The organism is Paenibacillus lutrae, from assembly GCF_009757775.1.
Classification (GTDB): Bacteria; Bacillota; Bacilli; order Paenibacillales; family NBRC-103111; genus Paenibacillus_F; species Paenibacillus_F lutrae.
The window spans coordinates 78,988-102,145 of record NZ_RHLK01000011.1; the positions used below are offsets into that span (position 1 = coordinate 78,988).

At 50.8% G+C, this 23,158-nt stretch carries 22 protein-coding genes; 12 read left to right on the forward strand and 10 right to left on the reverse strand.

The window, feature by feature from the left end:
• Positions 1 to 96: 96 nt before the first annotated feature.
• Entirely contained in the window at positions 97 to 711 is a 615-nt protein-coding gene (locus EDM21_RS17440; protein WP_157337547.1) for a PH domain-containing protein, read from the reverse strand.
• Positions 712 to 880: 169 nt separating this feature from the next.
• On the opposite strand from EDM21_RS17440, the gene EDM21_RS17445 reads away from it, so the two are divergent.
• On the forward strand, positions 881 to 1,531 hold the full coding sequence (locus tag EDM21_RS17445; RefSeq protein WP_157337549.1) for a hypothetical protein: 651 nt from the start codon (positions 881 to 883) through the stop codon (positions 1,529 to 1,531).
• Positions 1,532 to 1,712: 181 nt separating this feature from the next.
• Here the strand turns inward: EDM21_RS17445 and EDM21_RS17450 are convergent, their stop codons facing one another.
• Positions 1,713 to 2,708 carry a hypothetical protein gene (locus EDM21_RS17450; RefSeq protein ID WP_235918252.1) on the reverse strand — a complete coding sequence of 332 codons (996 nt, stop codon included), beginning with the start codon at positions 2,706 to 2,708 and terminating at the stop codon, positions 1,713 to 1,715.
• A 572-nt stretch (positions 2,709 to 3,280) separates the two neighbouring features.
• On the opposite strand from EDM21_RS17450, the gene EDM21_RS17455 reads away from it, so the two are divergent.
• The 3 genes from EDM21_RS17455 to EDM21_RS17465 all read left to right on the forward strand — a co-directional run bounded on the left by EDM21_RS17455 (position 3,281) and on the right by EDM21_RS17465 (position 5,581).
• Positions 3,281 to 3,655: a GNAT family N-acetyltransferase gene (locus EDM21_RS17455; RefSeq protein ID WP_157337551.1), complete on the forward strand. Its 375-nt coding sequence runs from the start codon at positions 3,281 to 3,283 to the stop codon at positions 3,653 to 3,655.
• Positions 3,656 to 3,941: 286 nt separating this feature from the next.
• On the forward strand, positions 3,942 to 4,169 hold the full coding sequence (locus EDM21_RS17460) for a MerR family transcriptional regulator (protein WP_157337552.1): 228 nt from the start codon (positions 3,942 to 3,944) through the stop codon (positions 4,167 to 4,169).
• Positions 4,170 to 4,294: 125 nt separating this feature from the next.
• A complete protein-coding gene (locus EDM21_RS17465) occupies positions 4,295 to 5,581 on the forward strand; it encodes a DUF1963 domain-containing protein (protein ID WP_157337554.1) in 1,287 nt (428 codons plus the stop codon).
• A 104-nt stretch (positions 5,582 to 5,685) separates the two neighbouring features.
• On the opposite strand, the gene EDM21_RS17470 is transcribed toward EDM21_RS17465, so the two are convergent.
• Positions 5,686 to 6,534, reverse strand: a complete 849-nt coding sequence (locus EDM21_RS17470) for an AraC family transcriptional regulator (protein ID WP_157337557.1) — start codon at positions 6,532 to 6,534, stop codon at positions 5,686 to 5,688.
• A gap of 293 nt (positions 6,535 to 6,827) precedes the next feature.
• On the opposite strand from EDM21_RS17470, the gene melA reads away from it, so the two are divergent.
• The 3 genes from melA to EDM21_RS17485 all read left to right on the forward strand — a co-directional run bounded on the left by melA (position 6,828) and on the right by EDM21_RS17485 (position 10,070).
• Complete coding sequence (melA, locus tag EDM21_RS17475; RefSeq protein WP_157337560.1) at positions 6,828 to 8,126, forward strand: alpha-glucosidase/alpha-galactosidase; 1,299 nt, start codon at positions 6,828 to 6,830, stop codon at positions 8,124 to 8,126.
• Between the two features lie 318 nt (positions 8,127 to 8,444).
• Positions 8,445 to 8,777 carry a winged helix-turn-helix domain-containing protein gene (locus EDM21_RS17480; RefSeq protein WP_157337562.1) on the forward strand — a complete coding sequence of 111 codons (333 nt, stop codon included), beginning with the start codon at positions 8,445 to 8,447 and terminating at the stop codon, positions 8,775 to 8,777.
• 180 nt (positions 8,778 to 8,957) lie between these two features.
• Positions 8,958 to 10,070, forward strand: coding sequence for an amidase domain-containing protein (locus EDM21_RS17485; RefSeq protein ID WP_338044008.1), 1,113 nt, complete (start codon positions 8,958 to 8,960; stop codon positions 10,068 to 10,070).
• Between the two features lie 102 nt (positions 10,071 to 10,172).
• On the opposite strand, the gene EDM21_RS17490 is transcribed toward EDM21_RS17485, so the two are convergent.
• Entirely contained in the window at positions 10,173 to 11,072 is a 900-nt protein-coding gene (locus EDM21_RS17490; RefSeq protein WP_157337564.1) for a polysaccharide deacetylase family protein, read from the reverse strand.
• A 151-nt stretch (positions 11,073 to 11,223) separates the two neighbouring features.
• Between EDM21_RS17490 and EDM21_RS17495 the strand changes: the two genes are divergently transcribed.
• Positions 11,224 to 11,868 (forward strand): HAD hydrolase-like protein, encoded by a 645-nt coding sequence (locus EDM21_RS17495; protein ID WP_157337566.1) that lies wholly within the window; start codon positions 11,224 to 11,226, stop codon positions 11,866 to 11,868.
• A gap of 123 nt (positions 11,869 to 11,991) precedes the next feature.
• Here EDM21_RS17495 and EDM21_RS17500 read toward each other — a convergent pair whose 3' ends face one another.
• The 3 genes from EDM21_RS17500 to EDM21_RS17510 are packed head-to-tail and all read right to left on the reverse strand — an operon-like array spanning position 11,992 to position 15,045.
• Entirely contained in the window at positions 11,992 to 13,698 is a 1,707-nt protein-coding gene (locus EDM21_RS17500; RefSeq protein WP_157337568.1) for a putative ABC transporter permease subunit, read from the reverse strand.
• Entirely contained in the window at positions 13,691 to 14,416 is a 726-nt protein-coding gene (locus EDM21_RS17505; RefSeq protein WP_157337570.1) for an ABC transporter ATP-binding protein, read from the reverse strand. The genes EDM21_RS17500 and EDM21_RS17505 overlap by 8 nt, the downstream gene beginning before the upstream one ends.
• Positions 14,413 to 15,045 (reverse strand): helix-turn-helix domain-containing protein, encoded by a 633-nt coding sequence (locus EDM21_RS17510; RefSeq protein ID WP_157337572.1) that lies wholly within the window; start codon positions 15,043 to 15,045, stop codon positions 14,413 to 14,415. The genes EDM21_RS17505 and EDM21_RS17510 overlap by 4 nt, the downstream gene beginning before the upstream one ends.
• 288 nt (positions 15,046 to 15,333) lie before the next feature.
• On the opposite strand from EDM21_RS17510, the gene EDM21_RS17515 reads away from it, so the two are divergent.
• The 4 genes from EDM21_RS17515 to EDM21_RS17530 all read left to right on the forward strand — a co-directional run bounded on the left by EDM21_RS17515 (position 15,334) and on the right by EDM21_RS17530 (position 19,683).
• Complete coding sequence (locus EDM21_RS17515) at positions 15,334 to 17,637, forward strand: sensor domain-containing protein (RefSeq protein ID WP_166542074.1); 2,304 nt, start codon at positions 15,334 to 15,336, stop codon at positions 17,635 to 17,637.
• A gap of 243 nt (positions 17,638 to 17,880) precedes the next feature.
• Positions 17,881 to 18,378 (forward strand): RNA polymerase sigma factor, encoded by a 498-nt coding sequence (locus EDM21_RS17520; RefSeq protein ID WP_157337576.1) that lies wholly within the window; start codon positions 17,881 to 17,883, stop codon positions 18,376 to 18,378.
• Positions 18,368 to 18,946, forward strand: a complete 579-nt coding sequence (locus tag EDM21_RS17525) for a hypothetical protein (protein WP_157337578.1) — start codon at positions 18,368 to 18,370, stop codon at positions 18,944 to 18,946. The genes EDM21_RS17520 and EDM21_RS17525 overlap by 11 nt, the downstream gene beginning before the upstream one ends.
• Positions 18,943 to 19,683, forward strand: a complete 741-nt coding sequence (locus EDM21_RS17530; RefSeq protein WP_157337580.1) for a YfjL-like protein — start codon at positions 18,943 to 18,945, stop codon at positions 19,681 to 19,683. The genes EDM21_RS17525 and EDM21_RS17530 overlap by 4 nt, the downstream gene beginning before the upstream one ends.
• 78 nt (positions 19,684 to 19,761) lie before the next feature.
• On the opposite strand, the gene EDM21_RS17535 is transcribed toward EDM21_RS17530, so the two are convergent.
• From EDM21_RS17535 to EDM21_RS17545, 3 genes are all read right to left on the reverse strand, one after another.
• Positions 19,762 to 20,604 carry a carbohydrate ABC transporter permease gene (locus EDM21_RS17535; protein WP_420850673.1) on the reverse strand — a complete coding sequence of 281 codons (843 nt, stop codon included), beginning with the start codon at positions 20,602 to 20,604 and terminating at the stop codon, positions 19,762 to 19,764.
• Between the two features lie 41 nt (positions 20,605 to 20,645).
• Positions 20,646 to 21,533: a carbohydrate ABC transporter permease gene (locus EDM21_RS17540; protein ID WP_157337582.1), complete on the reverse strand. Its 888-nt coding sequence runs from the start codon at positions 21,531 to 21,533 to the stop codon at positions 20,646 to 20,648.
• Between the two features lie 106 nt (positions 21,534 to 21,639).
• Positions 21,640 to 22,896, reverse strand: coding sequence for a sugar ABC transporter substrate-binding protein (locus tag EDM21_RS17545; RefSeq protein WP_157337584.1), 1,257 nt, complete (start codon positions 22,894 to 22,896; stop codon positions 21,640 to 21,642).
• Positions 22,897 to 23,158: the final 262 nt, after the last annotated feature.

Consider the following 23,158-nt stretch of genomic DNA (forward strand, 5'->3'; position numbering starts at 1 on the left):
GCAAGCTCGAAGGAATTGTGTGACAGAGTGTACAGATAGATAGAGAGACCTGATCCGGATCAGGTCTCTCTTGTTTAATGAAACGAATGTTTAGGATTAGAAATGAATATAGCGCTCGAAAATCGGTGCAAAATCTTTGACTTTGTACTGCTTGTAGGATTTCTCCATCCATTCGTAGGCGGATTGATTAATACCGTTGAACTGTTCAACGAGATTGCCCTCAAGCTTGTTGATGCTGCCCAGTGTATTGGCGGCGATGGCCAGGCTTTCTTTGGCATGGCCGAGCTTAATCTCATTGTCGTACGAGATCTCCGAGATTTTGTTTAATGATTTGTAGAGGTCTTTAATCTCTTCCAGATGCTTCTTATGCACGTCGATGCTGATGATACGATCACCGATGGTGAATTTGATTTCCACATCAAGGTCGACCGTTCCCGCCGTTTCGATCGAGACGGCACTGATTGGAGACAAGTAGTACGGGTAACGGTTAAGCGTACGCTTCTTACTGATCGCGCTGGTTCCATCCAGGTGGATGAGGGCAAGATTGGTGAAACAGTATTCATCGGATTTGGATTTAATCAGAAAATAAATTTTTTCGTTATCCTCATGCATCACATAATCGTCGGCATCTACCTTATCGTAGTTCTCCGGCCGGATGACTGCACCGATATCGCTCAGACCGAGCATGTCGGCAGCTGCTTTTTTAAACATGAACTTTCATCTCCGCTTCTTATCATATAAAATGTCGTATAAAATGGAACTTCCTATGGCTGATATTTCCATTATAGTACAAGAAGATCATGTGTGAGAAGGAAAATTCCAGACAGGTTTAGAATGGAATGGTCCGGCATAGATGGCTTCATTCTGAGGAGGAACTGGTATGAGAATATGGGGCAGTCCGCTCGCTGATCCGGACGTGCTGAAGAACCGTTTAATGACCCTGGCGGCTTTGGATGTGATCCTGTCTTCGGATAAATGGCTGCGCGTGCATCGTTATGAGCCGCAGTGGAGGGGTGGAGCTGAGCTGGGTATCATAGATAACGGAGCGGGAGACGACTTGTATATCGTGTATGCACCGGAAGGGGTCATCATTAAAGGATTCGACCATCTGTCACCAATGAGTCCGCATGCGGGAGAAGAATACGGAGTCTGGCCCGGTATATACGAAGAAACGCCCAAAGAACTGCTTGTCTACCTGGAGGATAACGAACTGTTCGAATATGAGGATGTGACCTTCTGCATCTGGCGGGAATCAGGAGATTCGCAGTGGCGGACAGGAGAGGTTGAGAATCCCGAGAGACTGGATGATGGCTCCGGATTCCTGCTGGGCAGATTGGAGGACACGCCGCAGCAGTATGCGGATTGGGCAGCGACTTATTATGACGAGCCTGTCCAACTGGATGCGGTACTTCAGATATTCAGCGGTTCTGCGATTACAGAGGAACTGATTGCCGCGCTGAATCCCAAGCGGGATGCAGAGGCTGCGCTGGAGGAACTGGATGCCCTTGGCATTCGGGAAAGCAGGGCGTGATCATCTCAGCAGCTTGCAGACACACACATCTGTTGGAGCAGGAACGACAGGTTTTTTAGAAGCCTTATTTAGAGCAGATTAGGGTTGCCCGGAGAGCCCGTACGCCTGGGTCTGTTCCTGGCTCGTACGCGTCCGCTCTCCAGCGGCTAGTCTGTGAATTCCCCTCTTTCATTGATGAAATCTAGTTGATCACGAAAAATTGGTTGCCAGGCTGTCCCATCCAGATGTATACCCCCATGAGTCCGAACAGCAGCACGCAGAAGTTGACTACTACGAAGGTATAACGCAGCACGGGCCTGCGATGGAAATTGAACAGCGTCTTGGATTCGCCCCGGCCTTCAATCAGAAAGATGATCAACAGGGTATGGACGACGGTATGTCCGACGATTTCGGTGAAACCGAAAAAGGTCGTTGTGGACAGGAACACGCCGGTCAGGGCAAGGGCCGTGAAGCGGTTCATGAGGCCTACAATGAATGCCCAGGCAAGTCCTAATTCAATAAAAGCGCTGATCAAGACGAAATCTTCTACGGTGAAACCAAGTGTCGGAATGCCGTATTCGTGCATAAGCGAGCAGGCGAGCTTGGCCAGCGTCATTTTCTCCATTGATAGCCAGGCGAGTGATAATCCGGTAAAGGTATAGAGCACGGGGAGTGCGGATTTTTTCCACTTGGTGTTGATAATAAGCAGGTAATAAATAATGCCGACATAGAACATATAATCCAGTGATTCGAACAGCCCGTATTTTGTTAGCGTATACATATAGAGGACCGTTAAAGCAATACCGCTTACAAATAACAATTTCCTGTGAAGGAGGCTTAGAATGGCTATGCTGAGTACGGCATAGACCCACCACTGTTCGGATACAAAGGTCGGCGCAAGGAAACTGCCGGTACTAAGCTGCAAAAGCAGTCCCAAACCGAGACCGATGCGCAGAATAGGAACCTGAAAGCGCTTTAGTCGATCCAAAAAAAGATGAACTTTGCGAATTAGACTGATCCGCTCCAACCGTTCGTTGAAAAAAGCGGACAGAAGCAGAACGACCAAGGTGAAGCCCAGCCAGAATAGAAAGATTGGGGTGATAACTTTAGCCATGGGCATCGGATGCCAATCCATATCCTCCGTAAACCATTTGACGTGCATGTACAATCCGTTCCAATTCGGAACCCATCCATTCATAAACACTCATCTCCTTTGCATGCGAAAGATGTCGATAAAGCCGCAGGTCCCGTACTTCATTCCTATGGGAAAGCGTTAAAGCATCTTTTTTCGTAAACTCTATCTTATTGATAGTTTTTGTTTGTGTCCTTTATTCCAATTTATAGTATCATATCCAAATAGAATTGCAATCGACAATTTATGAGTCTTGAAAACAAATCCAAAACTTTTGTAAAAATTTTATAAAAAAAGCACAAATTTTGATAGAAAAAAAGACACTATTCAACTAAATTCGACAATGAGTAGATGTTTCCGACATAAATATATAAATAAAGCGGAATAATTCTCCAGTAAATGACGTTCTCTTATTTATAGAAATTATTAAATAGTAATGAAAATTAATTTATAATAGTTACCAGTTGATTATTCTTTTTACTAAAAAATCCATTTTTCTAAGTGTCTGAAGAGCTCCGGATTTTATCGTAAATCTGCGCGGAGAAAACCGTTTCGCTTCATAATTCTAAGCGGAGGGTAAGAGAGTACACATAAGCAGCAATCACGATCAACTCTCTCTAACGGAGGTGCTATACAACATGGAAGAGCAAAGAAAAGCGACTGAGGGAACAACCGAGGAAGTCAGTGTGCAGAAACAGGGCAACAGTTACGTGCTTACGGGCAGAGAAGGCAAGGTAGGGGAAATCACCTATCAAATGGTTGATGTAGGTACCTGGGTGATTGATCACACGTATATTGATCCCCGTTACCGCGGTCATAATCTCGCAAGGCAGCTGCTTAACATGGTGGTGGACGAAGCGAGAGAAAAAGGCCGTAAAATTATTCCGTCCTGTTCCTTTGCATTGGAGCAGTTTGAGCAGAATCCGGAATACGCGGATGTATGGGATAACAAGACATCGACGAAATATGCCGATCCGTATAGTTCGGACAGCGTTTCTCAATCGGGACCCTAAGAATGAAGAAGCTGCACAGCTCATCTAAGGCTTGGCTTGCGCCGTGTGCGCAGGCCTTTTTTGCACGCATGCTGCGCGGCGGCCAGGGTATCTACAGGCAGAGCCAGACAATGCTGAAGCCGGCCTGCTCGCTGTGAATTGGCTTGCGCATGGGCGTTTCTCATGTTAAGAACGGCAATTGTGCGGTTCCGCGGAAAAAAGATAATGTTTTACTGAGGATTTATGTAAACTCGTGGTATAATAAAGGTTCTACCATTTAAGATCTAATAGAAGGGCTGTCTGTATAATGAATGCAGGTAAAGATTGGAACCAAAAAGTAAAGCAAACGTTTAATGCAACGAGCAATGTAGCGGTTTTAACGCTTACCGAGGCAGGAGAACTACTGGGCCTTTCCAAGGATCAAATGAAGGTGTATGTCGATAAAAACAACCTGACCAAGGTACGGATCATGAGAAGCGTCCACAGGTATCTCCTGCTGAAAAGTGAAATAGATAAGATCGTAAACACCAAGTAATGAAGCAGGGAAGCTGCACTGAGCCTAACAGGATCGGTGCTTTTTTGTATGTTTATTTGTAGAATAGATCCAAGGTACTCAAGGCCAGACTGAAAAAATGAGTCCGTTTGGAAAGGGGCTTTCCTTTGACGACCACCCGCATTCCCTGCAAAAGTGAAAACTGTGCGGCTGCCATTCTGCCGGCCACGGCAGATAAAACGGGCGGCTATTGCATGCCCTGCCAGCAAGCGATGAAACGGCGGGAGCAGGAGGAGTATATCCGGCTTAACCGCAAGGACATCAACCTCTACGAGAATGTTACGGATCCCGTTGAAATTCTGAAGATCATGTATACCCCGAGGCAGCGAAATGTGCTGGAGAACTATATTCCATATGACAAGAGCGCCGAACAGCTTTACCGCATGCTCTCGAAGCACGATGTGGCTAAGCTGAAAGCTTATACCGCGGAATTAATCGGGCAGGGCAGGATGGACCAGGCAGAGGAGATACTTCTCTCTCTTGCCTGTTTTGCTGAGGTGCCGATTGCCGAATTTCTGGGAGACCTCATTCGTGAGCAGCGGTATTACCCGGGAATTCTGTACCGGCAGGCACCCGCCGGGATCAGAGATCACTTGATCCGCGAGATTGACACGGATGCAGGAAGCCGCAACCACCTGCTGCTTGCCCTGGCCTGGATCGGGGACGAGACGGTCGTGGAGCTGTTTCACAGGTGGCGTACAGAGCCTCCGGTATGGCGCGGGGAGCTGTATGTGGCGCCCGAGCTATACGCGCATGAAGCCGGCTGGGAACTGACGGAAGACGGGCAGCGGAGGGATTTATTCTACAAGACCAGCTATCCGTTTGAACAAGGTGCCTCTGCCCCGGATGACGCCGCTGTTCTCCTGACAGAGAGTGGGCAGGGCTGTCCGTGGTGCGAACGGCCGCTAGCGGTCTTGTTCGACCTCAATCTGGCTCATCCCTCGCTGGAGTTTCTGCGAATCCGGGGTGAGAGGCTGAAGATCGCCGCCTGTCTGAGCTGCAACTGCTACGGATATATGTATACGGATGTGGAGACAGACGGGACTTTTACCTGGAGCGCGCATAACGGGAAACCGGCGGGCGTGGGAGAGACCGGAGAGGGCGGGGATATCTGCGGCAGCAGTGCTCCCCGCTCGCTGAGGCTATCCGCTGAGCCGCGCGGACCTTATTATGCCGCTGTATGGACATTGGAGCCTGCGGCATCCTCTCAAGTAGGCGGACACCCGGCCTGGATTCAGGACGCGGAATACCCGGACTGCCCGGAATGTTCCCGGGCAATGAAGTTCATTGCGCAGATGAACGGCGAGGACGTGGAAGAGTACGGCGAGGGGATTTACTACGGCTTCCTGTGTCAGCCCTGCCGGATAGCGGCGGTGCATTATCAGCAGACTTAGGCTGCCGCGGCAGAAGTGCAGCCCGGAACCTTGCCCGAAGTGCAAGAACGCAGAAACAGTCGGCAATCCTTTAGGGGATCTTCCCGATATTGAAGCCGTTGCAGTTACTCCTCCAGATAATCCGCCGGTTCCCGGCAGCTGGACGGCGAAGAACCGGTGACTTTCTTGAACATCTTGGAGAAAAGAAACGGGTCGGTGTAGCCGACGGACCGGGCCACATCGCTGACGGTCAGCTCCTTGCTGCTGCGGAGCAGTTGAACGGCCCGGTTCATGCGGTATTCCAGCAGATAAATCTGCAGGGATACGCCGAACCGGACCTTGAACAGGCTGGACAAGTACGTCCGGTCCAGCCCGACGAAGCGGGCAATGTCCGCGATGGAGATGCGTTGGCTGTAGCTGCTCTCCATGTACTCGATCGCCTTGCTAACGTAGGCCTCCTTCGTATTGGAGGGCTCCGGACCGGCGGCCGCCGAAGGAGAGCAGCGGATCAGCTCGGCGATCAGCCGGTACAGCGTGCTCTGGCTGAGCAGATCGCCGTGGGGCTCGGCGAGGGCGCTCTCCAGCTCGCTGTAGAACAGCTCCAGCCAGCTGTCCTTGCCCGCATCGAAGACGGGATCTTCGGAGGACAAATGAGCCCGCTGCATGAATGCTTTGGCATGCAGCCCTTTGAAACCGACCCAGGAATAAGTCCATGGGTCGGTTTGGTCTGCCCGGTAATAGACAAGCGTACCGGGCAGAATCAGAAACCCCTGCCCGGCGGTCAGCGTATACGTCTTGTCACCGGTCCGGTAGGAGCCCGATCCGCTGTGGACGTAGTGCAGGATGTAGGAATCGCGCAGACCCGGACCCCAGAAGTGTCCGGGAGGACAGTCCTGCCTGCCGAAGAATAGCAGGCTGAGGTCCATCTGGCCCTGCAGGGAATGCCTGGAGCTGACGACATTAATTTGAGCCATGGAGTACCTCAATTCCTTCCGTTGACGGGCAAGTAAATGTGCCGGATGAGGAGTTCTGCTAAGATGCAGCCCCTCATGTGGCGAATGCGATAGACGAATGCTGGACTGCCTGTAATCCATCTAACATAGATCATAACAAATAAAAGGATGGAATAGGGAGAATAAACGGATTCGGAAATTGGATTATGACATGCAGTCAAGGGGTTACTCCATGTTCTTCCCGCGCTGCCCCGTTTATAGTTAGGTTAATTCCTATCCTACCAAGTTCCAACTTAAACGGAGGCGAACTTACGATGTCCAAAATCACATTCCTGGGTGCGGGGAGCACTGTTTTTGCCAAAAATGTTCTGGGTGATGTCATGCTGACGGAAGCTCTTCAAGGATTTGAGTTGGCTTTATACGATATTGACGCCGGGCGTCTGAAAGATTCGGAGCAATTGCTGCAGAGTATGAAGCAGACCCTCGGAAGCAGCTGCACAGTCAAAGCCTACACAGACCGGAAGGCAGCCCTGCGGGACGCGAAGTATGTCATTAATGCGATCCAGGTAGGGGGCTATGACCCGTGTACGATTACGGATTTTGAAATCCCGAAGAAGTACGGCCTGCGTCAGACAATTGCGGATACGCTTGGAGTCGGGGGCATTTTCCGGAATCTGCGAACGATCCCCGTTATGCTTGATTTCGCCCAGGATATTCAGGAGGTATGTCCGGACGCGTGGTTCCTGAATTATACGAATCCGATGGCCGTGCTGACCAGTGTCATGAATACAGTCGGCGGTGTCCGGACGGTCGGCCTCTGTCACAGTGTGCAGAAATGCGTGTCGGAGCTGTTCGAAGCGCTGGATATGGACCAGACGGGTGTCCAGTCGAAGATCGCAGGCATTAACCATATGGCCTGGCTGCTTGAAGTGAAGAAGGGCGGCGTCGACCTGTATCCGGAGATTAAGCGCCGTGCCGCCCAGAAGCAGAAGGAGGGGCACGATGATAGCGTGCGCTTCGAGCTGATGCTGCGTTTTGGCTACTATGTCACGGAATCGTCGGAGCATAATGCGGAGTACCATCCTTATTTTATTAAGCGCAGCTATCCCGAGCTCATTGAGCGTTTCCGTATCCCGCTGGATGAATATCCGCGCCGCTGCGTGAATCAGATTAACGGCTGGGCATCGATGCGCGAGAAGCTGCTCGCGAGCGGGAACATCGGGCACACGCGCAGTCATGAGTATGCTTCCCGCATTCTGGATGCGATGGAGACCGATAAGCCGTACAAGATCGGCGGCAACGTGATGAATACGGGCCTTATTACCAATCTGCCCGGTGAAGCCTGTGTCGAGGTGCCCTGTCTCGTTGACGCTTCCGGTGTGACGCCGACTTATGTGGGCGCCCTCCCTCCGCAGCTGGCTGCGCTGAACCGGACCAGCATTAATACCCAGCTGCTCACCATCGAGGCCGCCGTAACCGGCCGCAAGGAGCACATTTACCACGCCGCTTTGCTGGACCCGCATACGTCCGCGGAACTGTCCATAGACGACATCGTTTCATTGTGCGATGACCTTATCGAAGCGCACGGCAGCTGGCTGCCGGCTTTTAAATAGGGCCTTCCAGATTTCTAATAAGGCCTGCCGGATCCTGCCCGATTCCAGTGAAACAACAGGCTTATATTTCATCAATATGAACCGTAATTTGTAGAATGAAGAAGGAAGAAATACAAGGTCCGTTCTGCCCGGAATCCAAAGGGGAGGCGGACTTTTTGTTGTGCCCGGCTGTGTTTTGAAATATTTTGTCACCGAAAATAACGCATAACGAAGAAAAACTTCTTGATTTTATTTACAGTAAAATTATAGAATAAATTTAAAATAAAGTAATTTAGCGTGGCGTGATTCCATGAATCCCGATAAAGGAAGGTGGAGTGCATGAACGAACACAAAATTTATCTGAGAGAAAACTGTTTTATCGATTTTAAAAAATCGATTTTTATGAAGAAAGATCTGCCGTGTGCCTTGACGCAGAATGAAATTCGGTTACTCGAACTATTAACGGCAAACTCAGGCCAAATCGTAACGTACACCGCTTTACTGGCGATTTTTTATGATGAAATCGAATCGAGAAATCTGCATGTACATATGAGCCGCCTTCGCAAGAAAATCGAGGAGGTTCCGAGAAAACCTATCAATTTGCTTTCCGTGAGGGGGATCGGTTATATATTGGTCGTTCAAGATCCGGAGATTCAGAGATGTGCGAAATAAAGGCGGCGTGGAATTTGTCGAATACATTGAGCAAATGAAAGTCATTCGACAAACAATGTATGTTATATTTGGCACGTGGTCAATTTTGGAAAAAAAGGAGGGATAGAACAGAATTGTGAAGCGCAGTCATGTTGTAATTGGCTTGAAGGCCCATAAACAGAACCAATAGGAGGGATTTTAGTGATTAGAAAAAGAGTGATGGTCTGCTTACTGGCGCTTATGACGGTGTCATCGGCATCGGTGCAGGCCAAAGAAACAACAGCTGTTGTCGAGCAAACGGCAGCCAAGGATATCCGGGATTACGTAGAAAACTTCGTGACTAAAGCCTATGAGCCGTACTACAAGTTTAATTCCATCCAAAGTACAGTGAGCGACTACGTGGTGAAGGATAATGTCCTTACGGCAAATGTGAATCTGTCCTTAAGTAAAACTCTCAAGGCACAAAGTGTAGATGAATTGCCTTATGTTAAAGGGCTGCAAAGCCAGCTTAACACGTTGCAGGCCTCAAAGTCGGTAAGCGCCACGGACCTTCAAGCATCCAATCAGGTGCTTCGCGAGAAGAAAAGCGAATTACAGGAATATATCGGGACAGCCACGGAGCAGAACGATACCTTCCGCGTGACGGCTAAGCTTGTCAACGGTTCAGTTGATCTGGCCAGTGCAAATCTTGAGTTTCTCAATTATATCGACTATGTGCCGGCCTCTAATTTTATCCCGGAATCGGAAGCAGCCATGGTTCAGAATGGCCAAGAGGGGCTGCTGGAAGCTGTAGCGGAAAGCAAAGCATCCGCAGCGAAGACTTCGGCAGTCGCTCCGGCGGCGATCAAATACAACCGAATTGCAGCCCGGGATTACGCCAATAAATGGACTTCGGAGGTTGCAGGCGGCGGCTACGATACAAGCAAATGGAACCCTAAATATGCCAAACATACAGAAAACGGCGGAGTGGATTGCGCGAATTACGTTTCTCAGGCTATCTTTGCCGGCGGAATCCCGACCGATACGAAGTGGAAGCCCGAGAGCACGGCCTGGATTAACACCGGCTACAGCTCTAGTATATTCGGTCTGAAAGACTATATGGTAGATAAGGGTTATTTCTATAAAACGACGAAAGCAAATGCTCCGGCAGGCGGCTTCATCTCCTATCCTACTTATTCCCACGTAGTGTTTATCGTAGCCAATGATACCGTCACTATGCAATTCAGCGCACATACGAACGATCGTTTGAAATCTTCCTTTGCAGGCTTTTCGTCTGCATATGAATTCTACTATATCAGTGCCGCTTACCGCTGAGATTAGTTTCTTAGCTGCTTGATCTTGCGGTTAACAAAAGCAAAATGCCCAGAGCTGGAAATCAGCCTGGGCATTCTGTATGTTACGGCATCGGCGCTTCCCTTATTGTCCGCGCTGTGCTTCCCTTAGATCCGACCAGCGGATAAGTTTGATGTTCTCATCTTCGATCACCTGCCGGATCTCGGCATCCCTGCAGAGTGCGAATTCAATGCCACGCCATGCATAGTGCGGGGTCATCGCTTTAAGCTCTTCCGTGACGAGCGAAGGATGAATAATCAGCTCGGATACGCCGGCCTTCAGCGCCCGGAGCGTTGCGATCATACGCTGCTTTACTTCTTCATAGCTTTCTCCGCTTCCCGGTGCGTAAGGCCAGTCCATCAGGTAATCAGGGATGAGGACTCCCATAGTGTCCGCCAGCCCGGCTCTTGCCGCTGCAATCTCGATAATGGCGGGCTGAATGTATTGGCCGGTCAAATAACGCGGCATGCGGAAAGGCAGTTTGTAAGCCGCGCAGACATCGAACACAATGTCCAGGAAGTCGCGGCCTGTTCTGAGCCCGTACAGACTGCCCATGTGATTATCCAGGTGAGTAGGATCTATGCCCATTGCAACAGCCAGTTCAATCTGCTGGACGATTTCGATCCGTACCTGCTGAGGGTCGGCGTTCTTCTCGAAGGTCAGGCAATCGGCCGGGAAATAACCTTCCGCTGTCGTTAAAGAACCGGTACCGGCATTGCGGGTGACCGGTCCCCATTTATGATTTTCCCATTCGCTTGTAAAAGTCAGGTGGACCCCTACATTGTGCTCAGGATGGGCAGCACTCCAGCGTGCCGCTTCCCGTGCCCAGCCGCACGGCATCATAATCGTAGCGGAGGAAAGCGCCCCTTCCTCCAGGAGCTGCGCGATGCTTTCGTTGCCGGTGTGTGAAGCTCCGAAGTCATCTGCGTTAATAATTAACAACCGGTCCGTTTCGCTGTAGCCCAGCTTTTGCGCTGTTGTCATGCCAAGTTCCTCCTGACTCTGCTTAGAAATTTGTTCTCTACATTCTTTCATTATAGTCCTCTTGACTACGGGGCCACAAACAAGAGAGATTCACGGCCATATTTGATACAATGGGAACAACAATCAGACCTTATGCGAAGGAGCTGTCCCGATGAAGTTTGTCTTGTTTGATTTTGATGGAACTATCGCAAATTCTTTGGACCGCATCGAGCACGTTATTAACCAGTTAGCGGACAAGCACGGTTTTAAAAGGCTGGAACAGGACTCGCTTGATGAACTGCGCTCTCTGACTATCGCTGAAAGATGCAAGCGGATGGGCCTTCCCCTGTACAAACTCCCGTCGCTGGTGCTCGAATTTAACAGCCTGTACCGGCAGGATATGAGCGGGATGCAGCCGTATGCCGGTATGAAGGAGCTCTTCGGCGAGCTCAAAGCAGCCGGTTACCGGCTGGCTGTCCTGTCTTCGAACTCCGAACCGGCGATACGAACATTCCTGGCCGCCCATGGAATGGAGACGGACATCGATCATGTGTACTGCACGAAGAGTTTGTTCGGCAAACATAAGAAGCTGCGGCAGTTTCAGAAGGATCTCAGCCTGACGGCTGCCGACCTGATTTATGTGGGGGACGAGCAGCGTGATATTGAGGCTTGCCGGAAGGCCAGGGTGCGGATGATCGCCGTGACATGGGGGATTGACAAGCCGGAGCTGCTCGAAGCCGGGAGACCCGATAAGCTGGCGGTGACTCCGTCCGATATTCCGCGGTATTTAGAGGAATTCGGATTTGCCCCGGCGTAAGCCGTTAACCGCTCCAGAAGGAGGCAAATGCCTCGGCGGGAGTTTCTCCGGCTCTAGAACGACAACGCGAAAACCCGGAATGCCGCTTGATGCGGGCAAACCGGGTTTTGGTCTGTCTTGAGCTTAATTCTCGATGCGGTCCAGCCAAGCGGGTCCTTTTGCCATGAGAAAACGGTAGAGAGCCACGTTCAGAAGGATAAACAAGACAAGCATGGAGATGAACACTGTGTATAAACTGATTTTCAGTAAAAATGTGAGCACGATCGGCGTACCCCCGAGCAGAAGTCCAAGCAGCATCGGGAAGAGTGAGTTCAGATTCTGCTTAACGGCTTTCTGCTCATTGTCCCAGTGCAGCTTGGGATGCATCAGATCGATCCAGATGCCGATCAGGGACATAAAGAGAAGAAGCGGCAGGCCGGCTGCAAAGAGCATGAGAAGGAAGAGCAGAGGCGTCTTCAGGAACACGGCAATCGAGACCAGAAGCAGAATCATGGTGATCAGGCTGAGCAGGAAGGCCGGAATGATTTTGCCCAGGAGAATGGTCTTGAACGGAATCGGCATGTACTTATTAATGAAGAACGTCTGCCCCTCACGCGAAATGGCCGTTGCTGAAGTCGAGTTGGCTCCGGATGTAAACAGCAGGACGCCCAGCCCGATGGCCAGGAAAATTCCGCCCGTTTCCGGGTCGAGAAGAAGGGAGCCGATCTCTCCCAGCCCCTCTAAATTCTCGGTGTTGCTGGCGAGCGGAATGGCCATAATGACCGGCCACAGCAGGCTCATCAGTACGGTGTTGAGGAAATAGGCCGGTGTGCGCAGCAGAACCCGGATTTCCTTGAGGGTATAGGCCCGCACAGTAGAGCTTGGCGCCGCTGCACGGTCATACTGCTTGGAGGTGACAGCCTGACGGCGGGAGAACGATTCGGAAGCTCCCATGACGCCGCCGAAATAAAGCTTTTCTCCAACGAAGGAGAAAACACCGTAGAATACTGCGGTCAGCCCCAGGAAGAGGCCAAGGTAACCGAGACCGGTCCAGCTGTCCGCCATGATCAGAGCTTGAGACCCGAATTTGGCATTCGGGAACATGCGGGTCATAAGATCCAGCAGGCCTCCGTTACTTTGAGTCAGGATCTGCTGCATCTGCTCCGGATCAGCGCCGGGCCGGTTGGTCATACGCTGGAACACGAGATTGATGCCCAGCGACAGACCTACGGCCAGAATGCCTGCGAACATCCGGAAGCGGTCTTTGTTCTTGGCTACGTTCGTGAACCGCATGAGCACCATGGCGAGCAGGGAGGCGATCACGAGCGGAATGACCGGCAGTGCAAGGAAGACGGCAAGACCGTATACGTAGAACAGAATACCGGCGCCGCTTTTGACTCCGTAGACGACCAGAAGCGGGCCGAAGAAAATGGCGATAAGGACATATTCGTAGAGCAGCGTCACGATAAACTTGGCGGACAGAATCTGATACGGTCTCAGCGGAAGAGGCAGCAGCTGATCGATGTCCTGAGCGAAGTAGAAGACGTTGATGACATAGAAAATGCCGAACAGCAGTACGGCCATACTGACGACGCACATACCCAGACCAAGCAGAGCCCCCTCCTGTCCCGTCTGGGCCAGCCCTTCATACAGGGACGAGACAAAAGCGGAGATCGGAAAGATCAGGGAGGCGAGTACAAGGGCAAGCAGCACTTTCAGGACGGTTTGCCGGGCTTTCTTCTTGCCGGCGGCGCCTCCTCCGCGCGCCGAAGCCTCACCGGCTCCGCCCATCATGAGCAGACCGCCGCCGTTCTTGAGCAGCATCCGGGTAAGCAGCCACGTTCTATTCATTGTTCGTCAGCTCCAGGAACAGACTTTCAAGCGAGCCGTTCTTCTTGAAATGCTCCTGCATTTCCCGGAACGTGCCGCAGAACAGGATGACGCCTTTGTTAATGATCGCGACACGGTCACAGAGCTTCTCGGCGACTTCCAGTACGTGTGTGGAGAAGAACACGGTGTTCCCGGCGTTGACGTGCTCACGCATCATTTCTTTGAGCGTGTAGGAGGACTTGGGATCGAGTCCGGTCAGGGGCTCATCCAGAATCCAGACCGAAGGATCGTGCAGCATGACGCCGATGACCACGATCTTCTGTCTCATGCCGTGGGAATAGCTCTGGATCGGGTCGTTAAGCGCAGCGCTCATATCGAAACGGGCGGCGAGCTTCTCGATGCGCTCCCGGCGCACTTCTTTGGGCACCTCATAGATATCCGCCATGAAGATTAAATATTCCAATCCTTTTAAGCGTAAGAACATATCCGGGCTGTCGGGCACATAGCCGAATTGTTTCTTCGCTTCGAGCGGATTCTCGGCGATATCGACCTGGTTGATTCGAATCGTCCCTTTGTCCGCCCGGATGATGCCGGTCAGCATCTTGATGGTCGTCGTCTTGCCGGCGCCGTTAGGGCCGAGGAAGCCGAAGATCTCTCCTTTGGGTACGGTCAGGTCCAGGTGTTCTACCGCTTTGGTACTTCCGTTATAGCTTTTGGTTACTCCTTTAATCTCGATCATTGTATGTCCCCCTTTGTTTCGGTTGGTGCTGGATGAACGGAGCGGTTGACGTCCGGTTCAGATTCTTCGGCTGCGGATGAAGCAGCGGTGCCGGCTGCCGGCTTTTTTTGTATGGTAAGGATGGTGTTAACCGTCAGTTTACGACGATCCGGTCCGGGTTCATGCCCCATTCGCCGCTGAAAGGCATCCGAAATTTCCTTAAACAGCTCAAGCTGTTCTTCCTCCGTCAGGTAAAAAGTAAGCTGGCTGTAGCCGGCCCGCTGCTCGAAGGGCAGCTCCTCACTCGCCAGAGCGGAATCAAAGTCCGTCAGCATGCTCCCCAAAAACGTCATAAAGTGCCGGATATGCGCCTCATGTGTCTCTGTGGCCGCTTCATCGGCCGAGACGCCTACAGAGGCGGCAGCCAGCGCGTACACTTTCTCCAGCGTCCCCCGGACGGCCCGCTCTTCAACAACCTGAAGCACTCCCGCTTCGGCGAGCTTGCGGATATGACGGTACAAAGATGCCTGAGGAACCTCGGGCAATCTTTCCCCGATCTGCTGGACGCTCAGCCTGCGGTCTCCGATGAGAGTCTGTATGATCTTCATGCGAATGGGATGGACGATGAGATCCGCTTTCGATTCTTTCATAAGTCGCAATCTCCCTTTCCATATTATTATCATTATTAATAATGATAATGTTAATGACCCGATATTGCAAGCCTTTTATCCTGTATTCTATTCCTATCCTAATAGTGTGATATTTAATACTGCAAAGTGAGGAGAAAAGAAGTAGACTTAAGCGGCATGCGCTTAGCGTCCGGGGCTGCTGCCTTAACTTCTATGCCGTGCAGTAGTGGAGTGTCCTCCCGCAGCTTGACAAGGAGGACTCGTATCTTCCTCTGCTCATACTTTCCTAGTGCTGTAGAGGTGACTTCTATGACCAGACTTATGACGAAACGTATTTTATTTTCTTATTTAATAGCCGTAATGTCTCTTCAGTGGGGAATCGAGTTAGTGGGCAAGGAAGTATTCGGAGACGTCCCGCAAGCGGAACTTATGAATGGCTGGATCAAGCTGGCTGCTCTGGCACTGGCTTGCGGACTGGGCAGTCTCCTGCTGTTCCGGAGAGTTGAAGCTGCTGCGCTGGCGCAGGCCGCCCAGGGGGAGCAGGAGGCGGACGATAAAATCCGTGCTACGCTCGATAGTATCAAAGACGGATACTATGAAACGGATATAGACGGCCATTTTACATTTTTCAGCCAATCTTTAAGTGATTTGCTGGGGGTTTCTGCGGAAGAGCTCGGGGGCTCCCATTACAGTGCGTTCATGAATGAGACACATGCCGAGAAGCTCCGGCAGACGTTCGAATGGGTTCAGCAGACGGATGTTCCGGTAAACTGCGTGGAGTGGGAAGTGCTCGGGGACGGGCGGCCCGCTAAGTTCGTCGAAAGCTCAATCGTTCTCATTAACGGAATAGACGGCGGGGCGCCTTCCGGGTTTCGCGGAATTATCCGGGATATCACGGAGAGGCGGGATTCCGAAATCGAACTCGAGGAGAGCCGGAACCGGTACAAATCTCTGTATGAACACAACCCGGATCTGGTTTGTTCCTTCAGTCTGGACGGCAGACTGCTTTCGGCCAATCCGGCTACGGAAACCATTACGGGCTACGACACCAGTAAACTGCTCGGCTCCGAGTGCGAACCTTTTATGAAACAAGAGAGCGTTGCCCGTACGGTCCTGTATTTCAGACGTGCCCGGAACGGAGAATCCTCCAGTTTTGAAATGGCTATCCTGCACAAAAAAGGACATCCGGTCGAACTTCAGGTAAGACTGGTGCCCATTATTGTGGGAGGTGAAGTTGTCGGGGTGTTCGGAATCGGCAAAGATATTACGGAGCAGAAGATATCCGAGCAAACCATCAACCATCTGGCTTACCATGACGCACTAACCGATTTGCCGAACCGGAGACTTTTTCAGGAAAAGCTGTCCCTAGCCTTGAAGCATGCCATCTGCAGCAGGCAGAAGCTGGCGCTTATGTTCCTGGATCTGGACCGGTTTAAATACATAAATGATTCTATGGGGCACAATTTCGGAGACCAGCTGCTTCAAATTGTAGCCAAGCGGTTGACCGGATGTCTTCAAGGACAGGGGATGATCGCCCGGATGGGGGGAGATGAATTTACCATTCTTCTTCCAGTCGTCCAGGGGGAAGAGGAAGTGGAGACACTCGTCCGTTCGATTATCCAGTCGATTAACCGCCCCTTTATGATTGCCGGGCAGGAATGCTCGGTAACGACCAGCATCGGCATCAGCATGTACCCGGATGACGGGGCGGATGTGAGCATGCTCATGAAGAATGCCGATGCGGCCATGTACCGCGCCAAGGAAAAGAATCCGAATGCCTACGAGTGGTCGACTCCATCCATGAGTGCGGATGCACTGGAGCGTCATGCCATTGAGCAGGAATTGCGAAAGGCCGGTGCGCGCAATGAATTCGTGCTGCACTATCAGCCTCAAGTTAACCTGGGCTCGGGAGAAGTCGTCGGGATTGAGGCGCTGCTCCGCTGGGATCATCCGACGCGGGGAATGGTCTCTCCCGCCGAGTTTATTCCGCTCGCTGAGGAAACGGGACTGATTGTGGGTATCGGCGAATGGGTGCTCCGCACGGCTTGCAGGCAGAATAAAGAATGGCAGCTCGCGGGCTATCAACCGGTACGGATGGCGGTCAATTTGTCCGTCTCCCAATTCATGCAGGACAATATCGTTGAGATTGTGTCCGGTATTCTGGAGGAAACCGGACTGGAGCCGAGATATCTGGAACTTGAGATTACAGAGAGTGTCGCCATGCGCAACGCGGATAAGGTCTCCGTCAAATTGGAAAAGCTCAAAAATCTCGGTTTGCAGATTTCCATCGACGATTTCGGGACCGGCTATTCATCGCTCAGTTATTTGCAGCAGTTCCCGATTAATCGTCTGAAGATTGACCGCTCTTTCGTGAACAAAGTGACGCAGTCGGAAGATGATGCGGTGATTGCCTCCTCGATTATTGCGATGGCGCAGAGCCTTAAGCTCGAAGTGATCGCCGAAGGCGTGGAGACGGCCGAACAGTTCGATTTCTTGAGAAGACGGGCCTGCACCGAGATGCAGGGCTACTTCTTCAGCAGGCCGCTTCCGGCCGGGGAAATCGTAGAACTGCTCCGGTGCACGGAAGAGGCAGAACAGGCCGCCATCGTGTGAAATCAAAACGGCCGTATCAGATATCCGGGTTCTTTGAACCCAGAACAGCTGTCCCGGAAGGGGCGGCTGTTTTTTTGTGTTGGCGGACCCTTCCTGAATATTCTTTTATGAAAAAACACCTAAACCTTGTAACGAAATTCAGTCATCTGTTACAAATAGAGTGATTCACTAAATCGAGAAGAACAACGGAGAAGGTTTCAAGCGAAGCTTGCCATCCGGTCATGTTCGGGTGAGGAGGGGCGCATGGCGCTGGAGGAACTCTATAGAGATACACAACCGCGGATGCATGCCTTCTTCTACATACGGACGGGCAGCAGGGAGGCGGCGGAGGATTTGACTCAGGAAGTTTTCTACGAGGCGGTCAAAGGATACCGGTCGTTCACCGGGCAGTCGACGATTCAGACTTGGCTGTTCGGGATAGCGAAGAACAAATTGAGCAATTATTACCGCTCCAAGAAGAGCAAGGAGAACCTGGCGCTTAAGCTCGCGGGTGAGCCTGCTGCGGAATCGCTTACGCCGGAGAAGCAGGTTATCCAGAGTGAGCAGCAGCAGCGTCTGCTGGCTCAGATCGACCGCTTGGACGACCTGTCCAAAGAGATCGTTACCTTACGCATGTATGCGGAGCTGTCCTTCAAAGAAATCGGTCAGCTGACAGGAGCTGCCGAGAACAGTGTGAGGGTCAGGTTTCACCGGGCCAAGCTGCAACTGCACAAAGAGCTGGAGGGATATTATGGACCATAATGTGCGGCATATCATCGAGGATCTGCTTCCTTTGTATACGGAAGGGCTGCTTAGCGAGGAGACGACGAAGTGGCTCGAAGCCCAGATCCAGGGAAATAAGGAGTACGAGGATCTGCTCCGGATGTCCCGGGAGCCGCTTCCTATAGCGGAAATTCCCGCCGCGGCCGACTATGAGAGCATGATGAAGAACATTAACCGCAAGTTATCACTCTATCAGATGCTGTTTATCGCGATTTCATTTTTCCTGGCCATCCGCACCTCGCTTCTTAATGAAAGCTTTGGGTTTGTTCTCTGGTATACCGTGCTGGGGGTGGTCACGTATCTCTTCTATCAAGAGATGAAACTCGTGCTGTTTATATCCCTCGTGCCGATTTTTATCTGGTCGCTCGGAGACAGTATTTCTCAGATGATGAGTGGGTCTTCAGGAGAGGCTTCCCTAAGCTCATTCTTGATGCAGTCGCTGCTTGGAGCGGGATTGATAGCTCTGATTCACGGTTTGTTTGCTGTAATCGGCGCACTGATCGGCCTGCTGGTGTTGAAAATACGGAAAGAGGGGGAAACAGGATGAAGAAGAAGCGCAAGGTTCTTTATCTCGCTCTGTTGATCGTGCTTGTGGTTTGTGTAGGCTCTCTGTATAACTCGCTCAACGGAAATCCCGTTAGTAAATGGCTGGCCAAACGCGAGCTTCAGCAGTTTATAACCAAGACATATCCGGACAAAGAGCTGCGGATTAAAGAGGGTATGTATAACTTCAAATTTAAAACGTACCACTTTGCAGTCGTAGAAATTGGAACCACCGGGGACAAGGGAGCTGCGATTGAACATGAATTCGAAGTGCGGGGGCTTAAGCCTGAAGTTGTTACGGACGGTATCCGTATGGACAATCTGGACCTTGCTCTTATGGAAAAATTAAGCGAACAGGCGGGGGCCGAGATCAAGCAGAAGATCGCGGCTAAGGTTGCCGCAGTTAAGAACGTCACGGTCCAGCTGCAAGTAGTTCAAGGACAGATGGCAAGCGGCACTGCTTGGAGCAAGAGCTTGAAATTCGATGAACCTTTGTATATTCACATCGTACTTGACTCAACCAAGGCTTCTAAGGAAGAAGTGCTTGCTGCCGCGCAGGACATCCAGTCTCTCCTGAATGCGGAAGGCTACGATTATCGTTCTTTTACAATTAACGGTAATGTCATGGGAGATGAAGACGCGGGGGCCAAAGATGAATTCGGTTATGTGAAATATTCGATCGGAGTGGACAAGAATAGCAAGAAGACCTTGAAGGATGTTCGGGAATTCAGCGACAAATAAACCGTGGAAGTCCGGGTTAGAATAGGATGCCAAAGCAAAAGAGTACAATCCTCAGGAAGGACTGTACTCTTTTGCGCATTATTTCATGCCTGAAATGCTGTAGTTGTCGATAATGTATTTCTGGAAGATAGCGAAGATGATCAGAATAGGTACCACCATGAACGATGAACCGGCCATCTGCAGCGCGAAGTTGCTGCTGTACTGGCCCTTCAGCAGGGATAATCCGACCGACAGGGTGTACAGCTTCTCATCGTTGGCGATGATCAGCGGCCAGAGGAAGCTGTTCCATCCGGCTATGAACGTCAGGATAGCCTGTACCGATAGAATCGGCTTGGAGATCGGCAGAACGATCTGCAGGAAAGTCCTGAACTCACTGGCACCGTCAAGCCGGGTTGCTTCCAGCAGTTCATCCGGAATCGCCGACATGAACTGGCGGAACAGGAAGATGCCGAACGCTCCGACAAGACCCGGCAGTACGATGCCGATCAAGGTGTTCGTCAATTCCATCGAGTTCAGGATGAGATAGACGGGAATCATCGTAACCTGTCCCGGAATCATCATAGTGGCAAGCACAAGATAGAACAGTTTGTCACGGCCCTTGAACTTGTATTTGGCAAAGCCGAAACCGGCCATGGCATTCAGGAACAGACCTAGAAATGAGAACAGTACGATGATCAGTGTGTTTTTCAGATAAACCCCGAAGTTCATATTGGCGAACAAGTTCTTGAAGTTATCTATGGTGAATGTTTCGGGCAATAGGGTAGGCGGTATTCGCAGCACTTCACTTTCCGGTTTGAACGCGGATAGAATCATCCAAACGAACGGAATCAGGAATAGGATGCCGCCCAGGGTCAGCAAGGTAAAGACGATCCCTTGAAACAAAGTACCGGATCCGGACTTACTCGTCCGGACCGTTCGCAGATTTGCGGATTTTGCAGCCACAAGGTTTCCCTCCGTTCGTATCAGATGTCGGTTTCTTTGTTCTGGAGCCGGAACTGAACAATGGTAATGACAATAATCGCAATAAACAGGACGAAAGATCCTGCAGCGGCATAGCCGAAATTGCTCAGCTTAAAGCCGTTGTTATACACAAACAGTGCGACAGACGTCGTTCCGTCCAGCGGCCCGCCTTCCGTCATGACGAAAGGTTCTTCGAAGAACTGGAGCCAGCCGATCATCGTCGTGATCGAAACGAAGAAGATCGCGAAACGGAGCATAGGCACCGTAATATGAATCATCTGCTGCCATGTGTTCGCTCCATCCAGTTGTGCGGCTTCGTAATAGGTTTTGGGGATTCCCTGCAGAGCAGCGATGAAAATAATCATATTGAGTCCTATAGCACGCCATAACGCCAGAAGAATCAAGGAGATCTTGGCCATAACCGGATCGGTAAGCCAGGGAACCTTGTCAAAACCTGCTGATTCCAGTACATAATTGAAAAGGCCGAAGGCAGGATTGTACAAGTAGCCCCAAACGACGGCCACCGCAACTACGTTAGTGACGGACGGCAGGTAATAGATGACCCGGAACGCTTTGAAAATACGTGAAGTTCCATAGTTAATCAACAATGCGATCCCGAGTGAGAAGATAACGACACACGGTACCCCGATGATGACATAGAACAGGGTGTTCGTGATGGCTTTCAGGAAAAGCGGATCCTGGAGGACATTGATATAGTTCTCGAAGCCGATGAAGTTAATGTTGGAATAGTCGGCCAATCCGGCCAGATCCATATCGGTAAAGGAGATAATTAATGCTACAAAGATAGGAAGCAGGGAGAAAAGTGTAAGCAATATCATGGTAGGTGCTATAAAAAAATAGGGCGCTTTGCTGTTGCTGAATCCCTTCATCTCATGTCCCTTCCTTCACTGTCGCCCGGATTAGGCGGGCCGTTAATAGCTAAACCGGCCTGCGGGGCCGGCTAGCATCGGGTCTTTTTACGATGGATCCGATCATTTATTTGTTTAGAATCGATTGAGCCTGCTTATTGAAAGCGTCAAGCTCGGGTTTAACTTCTGCCTGACCGCGGTAGATCCGCTCGAAGCTTTTCAGGTAAGTCTGCGCAATTTCTTCAAATGGCTTGATCATTGGCATCGGCTCGGACGCTTTCATCTGCTCACCGATGACCTTGTAGTGAGGGTCCTGCTGAAGAGCGGGATCTTCCCAAGCCTTCTTGGTTGAAGGCATAGACTGTGTCAGTTCCAGCCATTTCAGCTGTGTCTCCGGCTTGCTCATATAAGCAAGGAACTTCATAGCTTCCTCTTTATGCTCGGTATATTGGAAGACCGACAAGTTGGCTCCGCCAAGTGAGGAAATATTGTTTTCTTTCTTCGGAAGTACCGCAGTGGCCCATTTACCTTTGAGATCAGGTGCCTGATCGTTAATCAGCTTAACCATCCAGGGGCCGCTGATAAACATCGGTACCACACCGTCTCCGGACAGGCCTTGAATAGCATCGATGCCCAGATCTTTGGGCGCTGAGCCGTTCTTGTAGAAGCTGTTGAGATAATCGACGGCTTCAACGAATTCCGGCTGATCGAAAAGCGGCGTCTTGTCGTCGATCAGCTTGGAGCCATTCTGCCTTGCGAACATGAACGCCAGAGACTGCTCTTTGGGATCGATGGAAATTCCGTACTTGCCTTTGCCCCGCTGTGTCAGCTTCGCGGCGGCGTCTTGCAGCTCGTCCCATGTTTTCGGTGCTTCATTATAACCGACTTCTTTAAGCAGGTCTGTCCGGTAGTAAAGCACGCGCGTATCGATATACCAAGGCACCCCTACGGTTTTATCCTCATACTTGGTGGTCAGAATTGAGCCGGGGTAGAAATTGTCTTCTTTGATTTCGGGATAATTAGCGGCCATAGGCGTCAAATCCATCAGCGCACCGGCTGCTGCAAATTCAGGAATCCACGTGGTTCCCATTTGCACGACATCGGGGCCTTTCTTGGAGGCAACGGCCGTCAGCAGCTTATCGTGAGCGGAAGACCACGGAAGAGCCTGGACGTTAATTTTAATATTCGGATTGTCTTTCTCGAACTGCTCGGCGATTTTAGGCAGAGACTTGGCTTCCTCGCCCATCCCCCACACATTTAAGGTGACTTTACCGCCTTCTGCGCTGTTACCGCCTTCTGTCGTTCCCCCATTACCGCATGCAGATAATACGCTGGTCAGGATCATTGCACCTGCTAGTCCCGCTGCCCACTTGTTACGCTTCATTCTTGTTTCCTCCCGTTAATGAGTGATTATGAATAAATAGGGTGTAATCTTATTGTGCCTAATTAATAAGGATGTCAAACGCAATCGAAACGTTTCGATTTCATTATAAATCATCCTGTAATCGGATTCAAGTTTCTTTTTCAGGAAAAATAAACCGCTTTCAATTGCCTGATTAAGTTAATTTGTGGGTTTGACATCTCTGAAAGAAGAGGTTTATAATTCGGATTATCACAAATCGAAACGTTTCACTAATCATTTGTAA

Excerpts from the sequence above, each read along its gene's own strand:
- EDM21_RS17440 (WP_157337547.1), bottom strand. The coding sequence starts at position 711 with ATGTTTAAAAAAGCAGCTGCCGACATGCTCGGTCTGAGCGATATCGGT.
- EDM21_RS17445 (WP_157337549.1), top strand. The coding sequence starts at position 881 with ATGAGAATATGGGGCAGTCCGCTCGCTGATCCGGACGTGCTGAAGAAC.
- EDM21_RS17450 (WP_235918252.1), bottom strand. The coding sequence starts at position 2,708 with ATGAATGGATGGGTTCCGAATTGGAACGGATTGTACATGCACGTCAAA.
- EDM21_RS17455 (WP_157337551.1), top strand. The coding sequence starts at position 3,281 with ATGGAAGAGCAAAGAAAAGCGACTGAGGGAACAACCGAGGAAGTCAGT.
- EDM21_RS17460 (WP_157337552.1), top strand. The coding sequence starts at position 3,942 with ATGAATGCAGGTAAAGATTGGAACCAAAAAGTAAAGCAAACGTTTAAT.
- EDM21_RS17470 (WP_157337557.1), bottom strand. The coding sequence starts at position 6,534 with ATGGCTCAAATTAATGTCGTCAGCTCCAGGCATTCCCTGCAGGGCCAG.
- melA (WP_157337560.1), top strand. The coding sequence starts at position 6,828 with ATGTCCAAAATCACATTCCTGGGTGCGGGGAGCACTGTTTTTGCCAAA.
- EDM21_RS17480 (WP_157337562.1), top strand. The coding sequence starts at position 8,445 with ATGAACGAACACAAAATTTATCTGAGAGAAAACTGTTTTATCGATTTT.
- EDM21_RS17490 (WP_157337564.1), bottom strand. The coding sequence starts at position 11,072 with ATGACAACAGCGCAAAAGCTGGGCTACAGCGAAACGGACCGGTTGTTA.
- EDM21_RS17495 (WP_157337566.1), top strand. The coding sequence starts at position 11,224 with ATGAAGTTTGTCTTGTTTGATTTTGATGGAACTATCGCAAATTCTTTG.
- EDM21_RS17500 (WP_157337568.1), bottom strand. The coding sequence starts at position 13,698 with ATGAATAGAACGTGGCTGCTTACCCGGATGCTGCTCAAGAACGGCGGC.
- EDM21_RS17505 (WP_157337570.1), bottom strand. The coding sequence starts at position 14,416 with ATGATCGAGATTAAAGGAGTAACCAAAAGCTATAACGGAAGTACCAAA.
- EDM21_RS17510 (WP_157337572.1), bottom strand. The coding sequence starts at position 15,045 with ATGAAAGAATCGAAAGCGGATCTCATCGTCCATCCCATTCGCATGAAG.
- EDM21_RS17515 (WP_166542074.1), top strand. The coding sequence starts at position 15,334 with ATGACCAGACTTATGACGAAACGTATTTTATTTTCTTATTTAATAGCC.
- EDM21_RS17520 (WP_157337576.1), top strand. The coding sequence starts at position 17,881 with ATGGCGCTGGAGGAACTCTATAGAGATACACAACCGCGGATGCATGCC.
- EDM21_RS17525 (WP_157337578.1), top strand. The coding sequence starts at position 18,368 with ATGGACCATAATGTGCGGCATATCATCGAGGATCTGCTTCCTTTGTAT.
- EDM21_RS17530 (WP_157337580.1), top strand. The coding sequence starts at position 18,943 with ATGAAGAAGAAGCGCAAGGTTCTTTATCTCGCTCTGTTGATCGTGCTT.
- EDM21_RS17540 (WP_157337582.1), bottom strand. The coding sequence starts at position 21,533 with ATGAAGGGATTCAGCAACAGCAAAGCGCCCTATTTTTTTATAGCACCT.
- EDM21_RS17545 (WP_157337584.1), bottom strand. The coding sequence starts at position 22,896 with ATGAAGCGTAACAAGTGGGCAGCGGGACTAGCAGGTGCAATGATCCTG.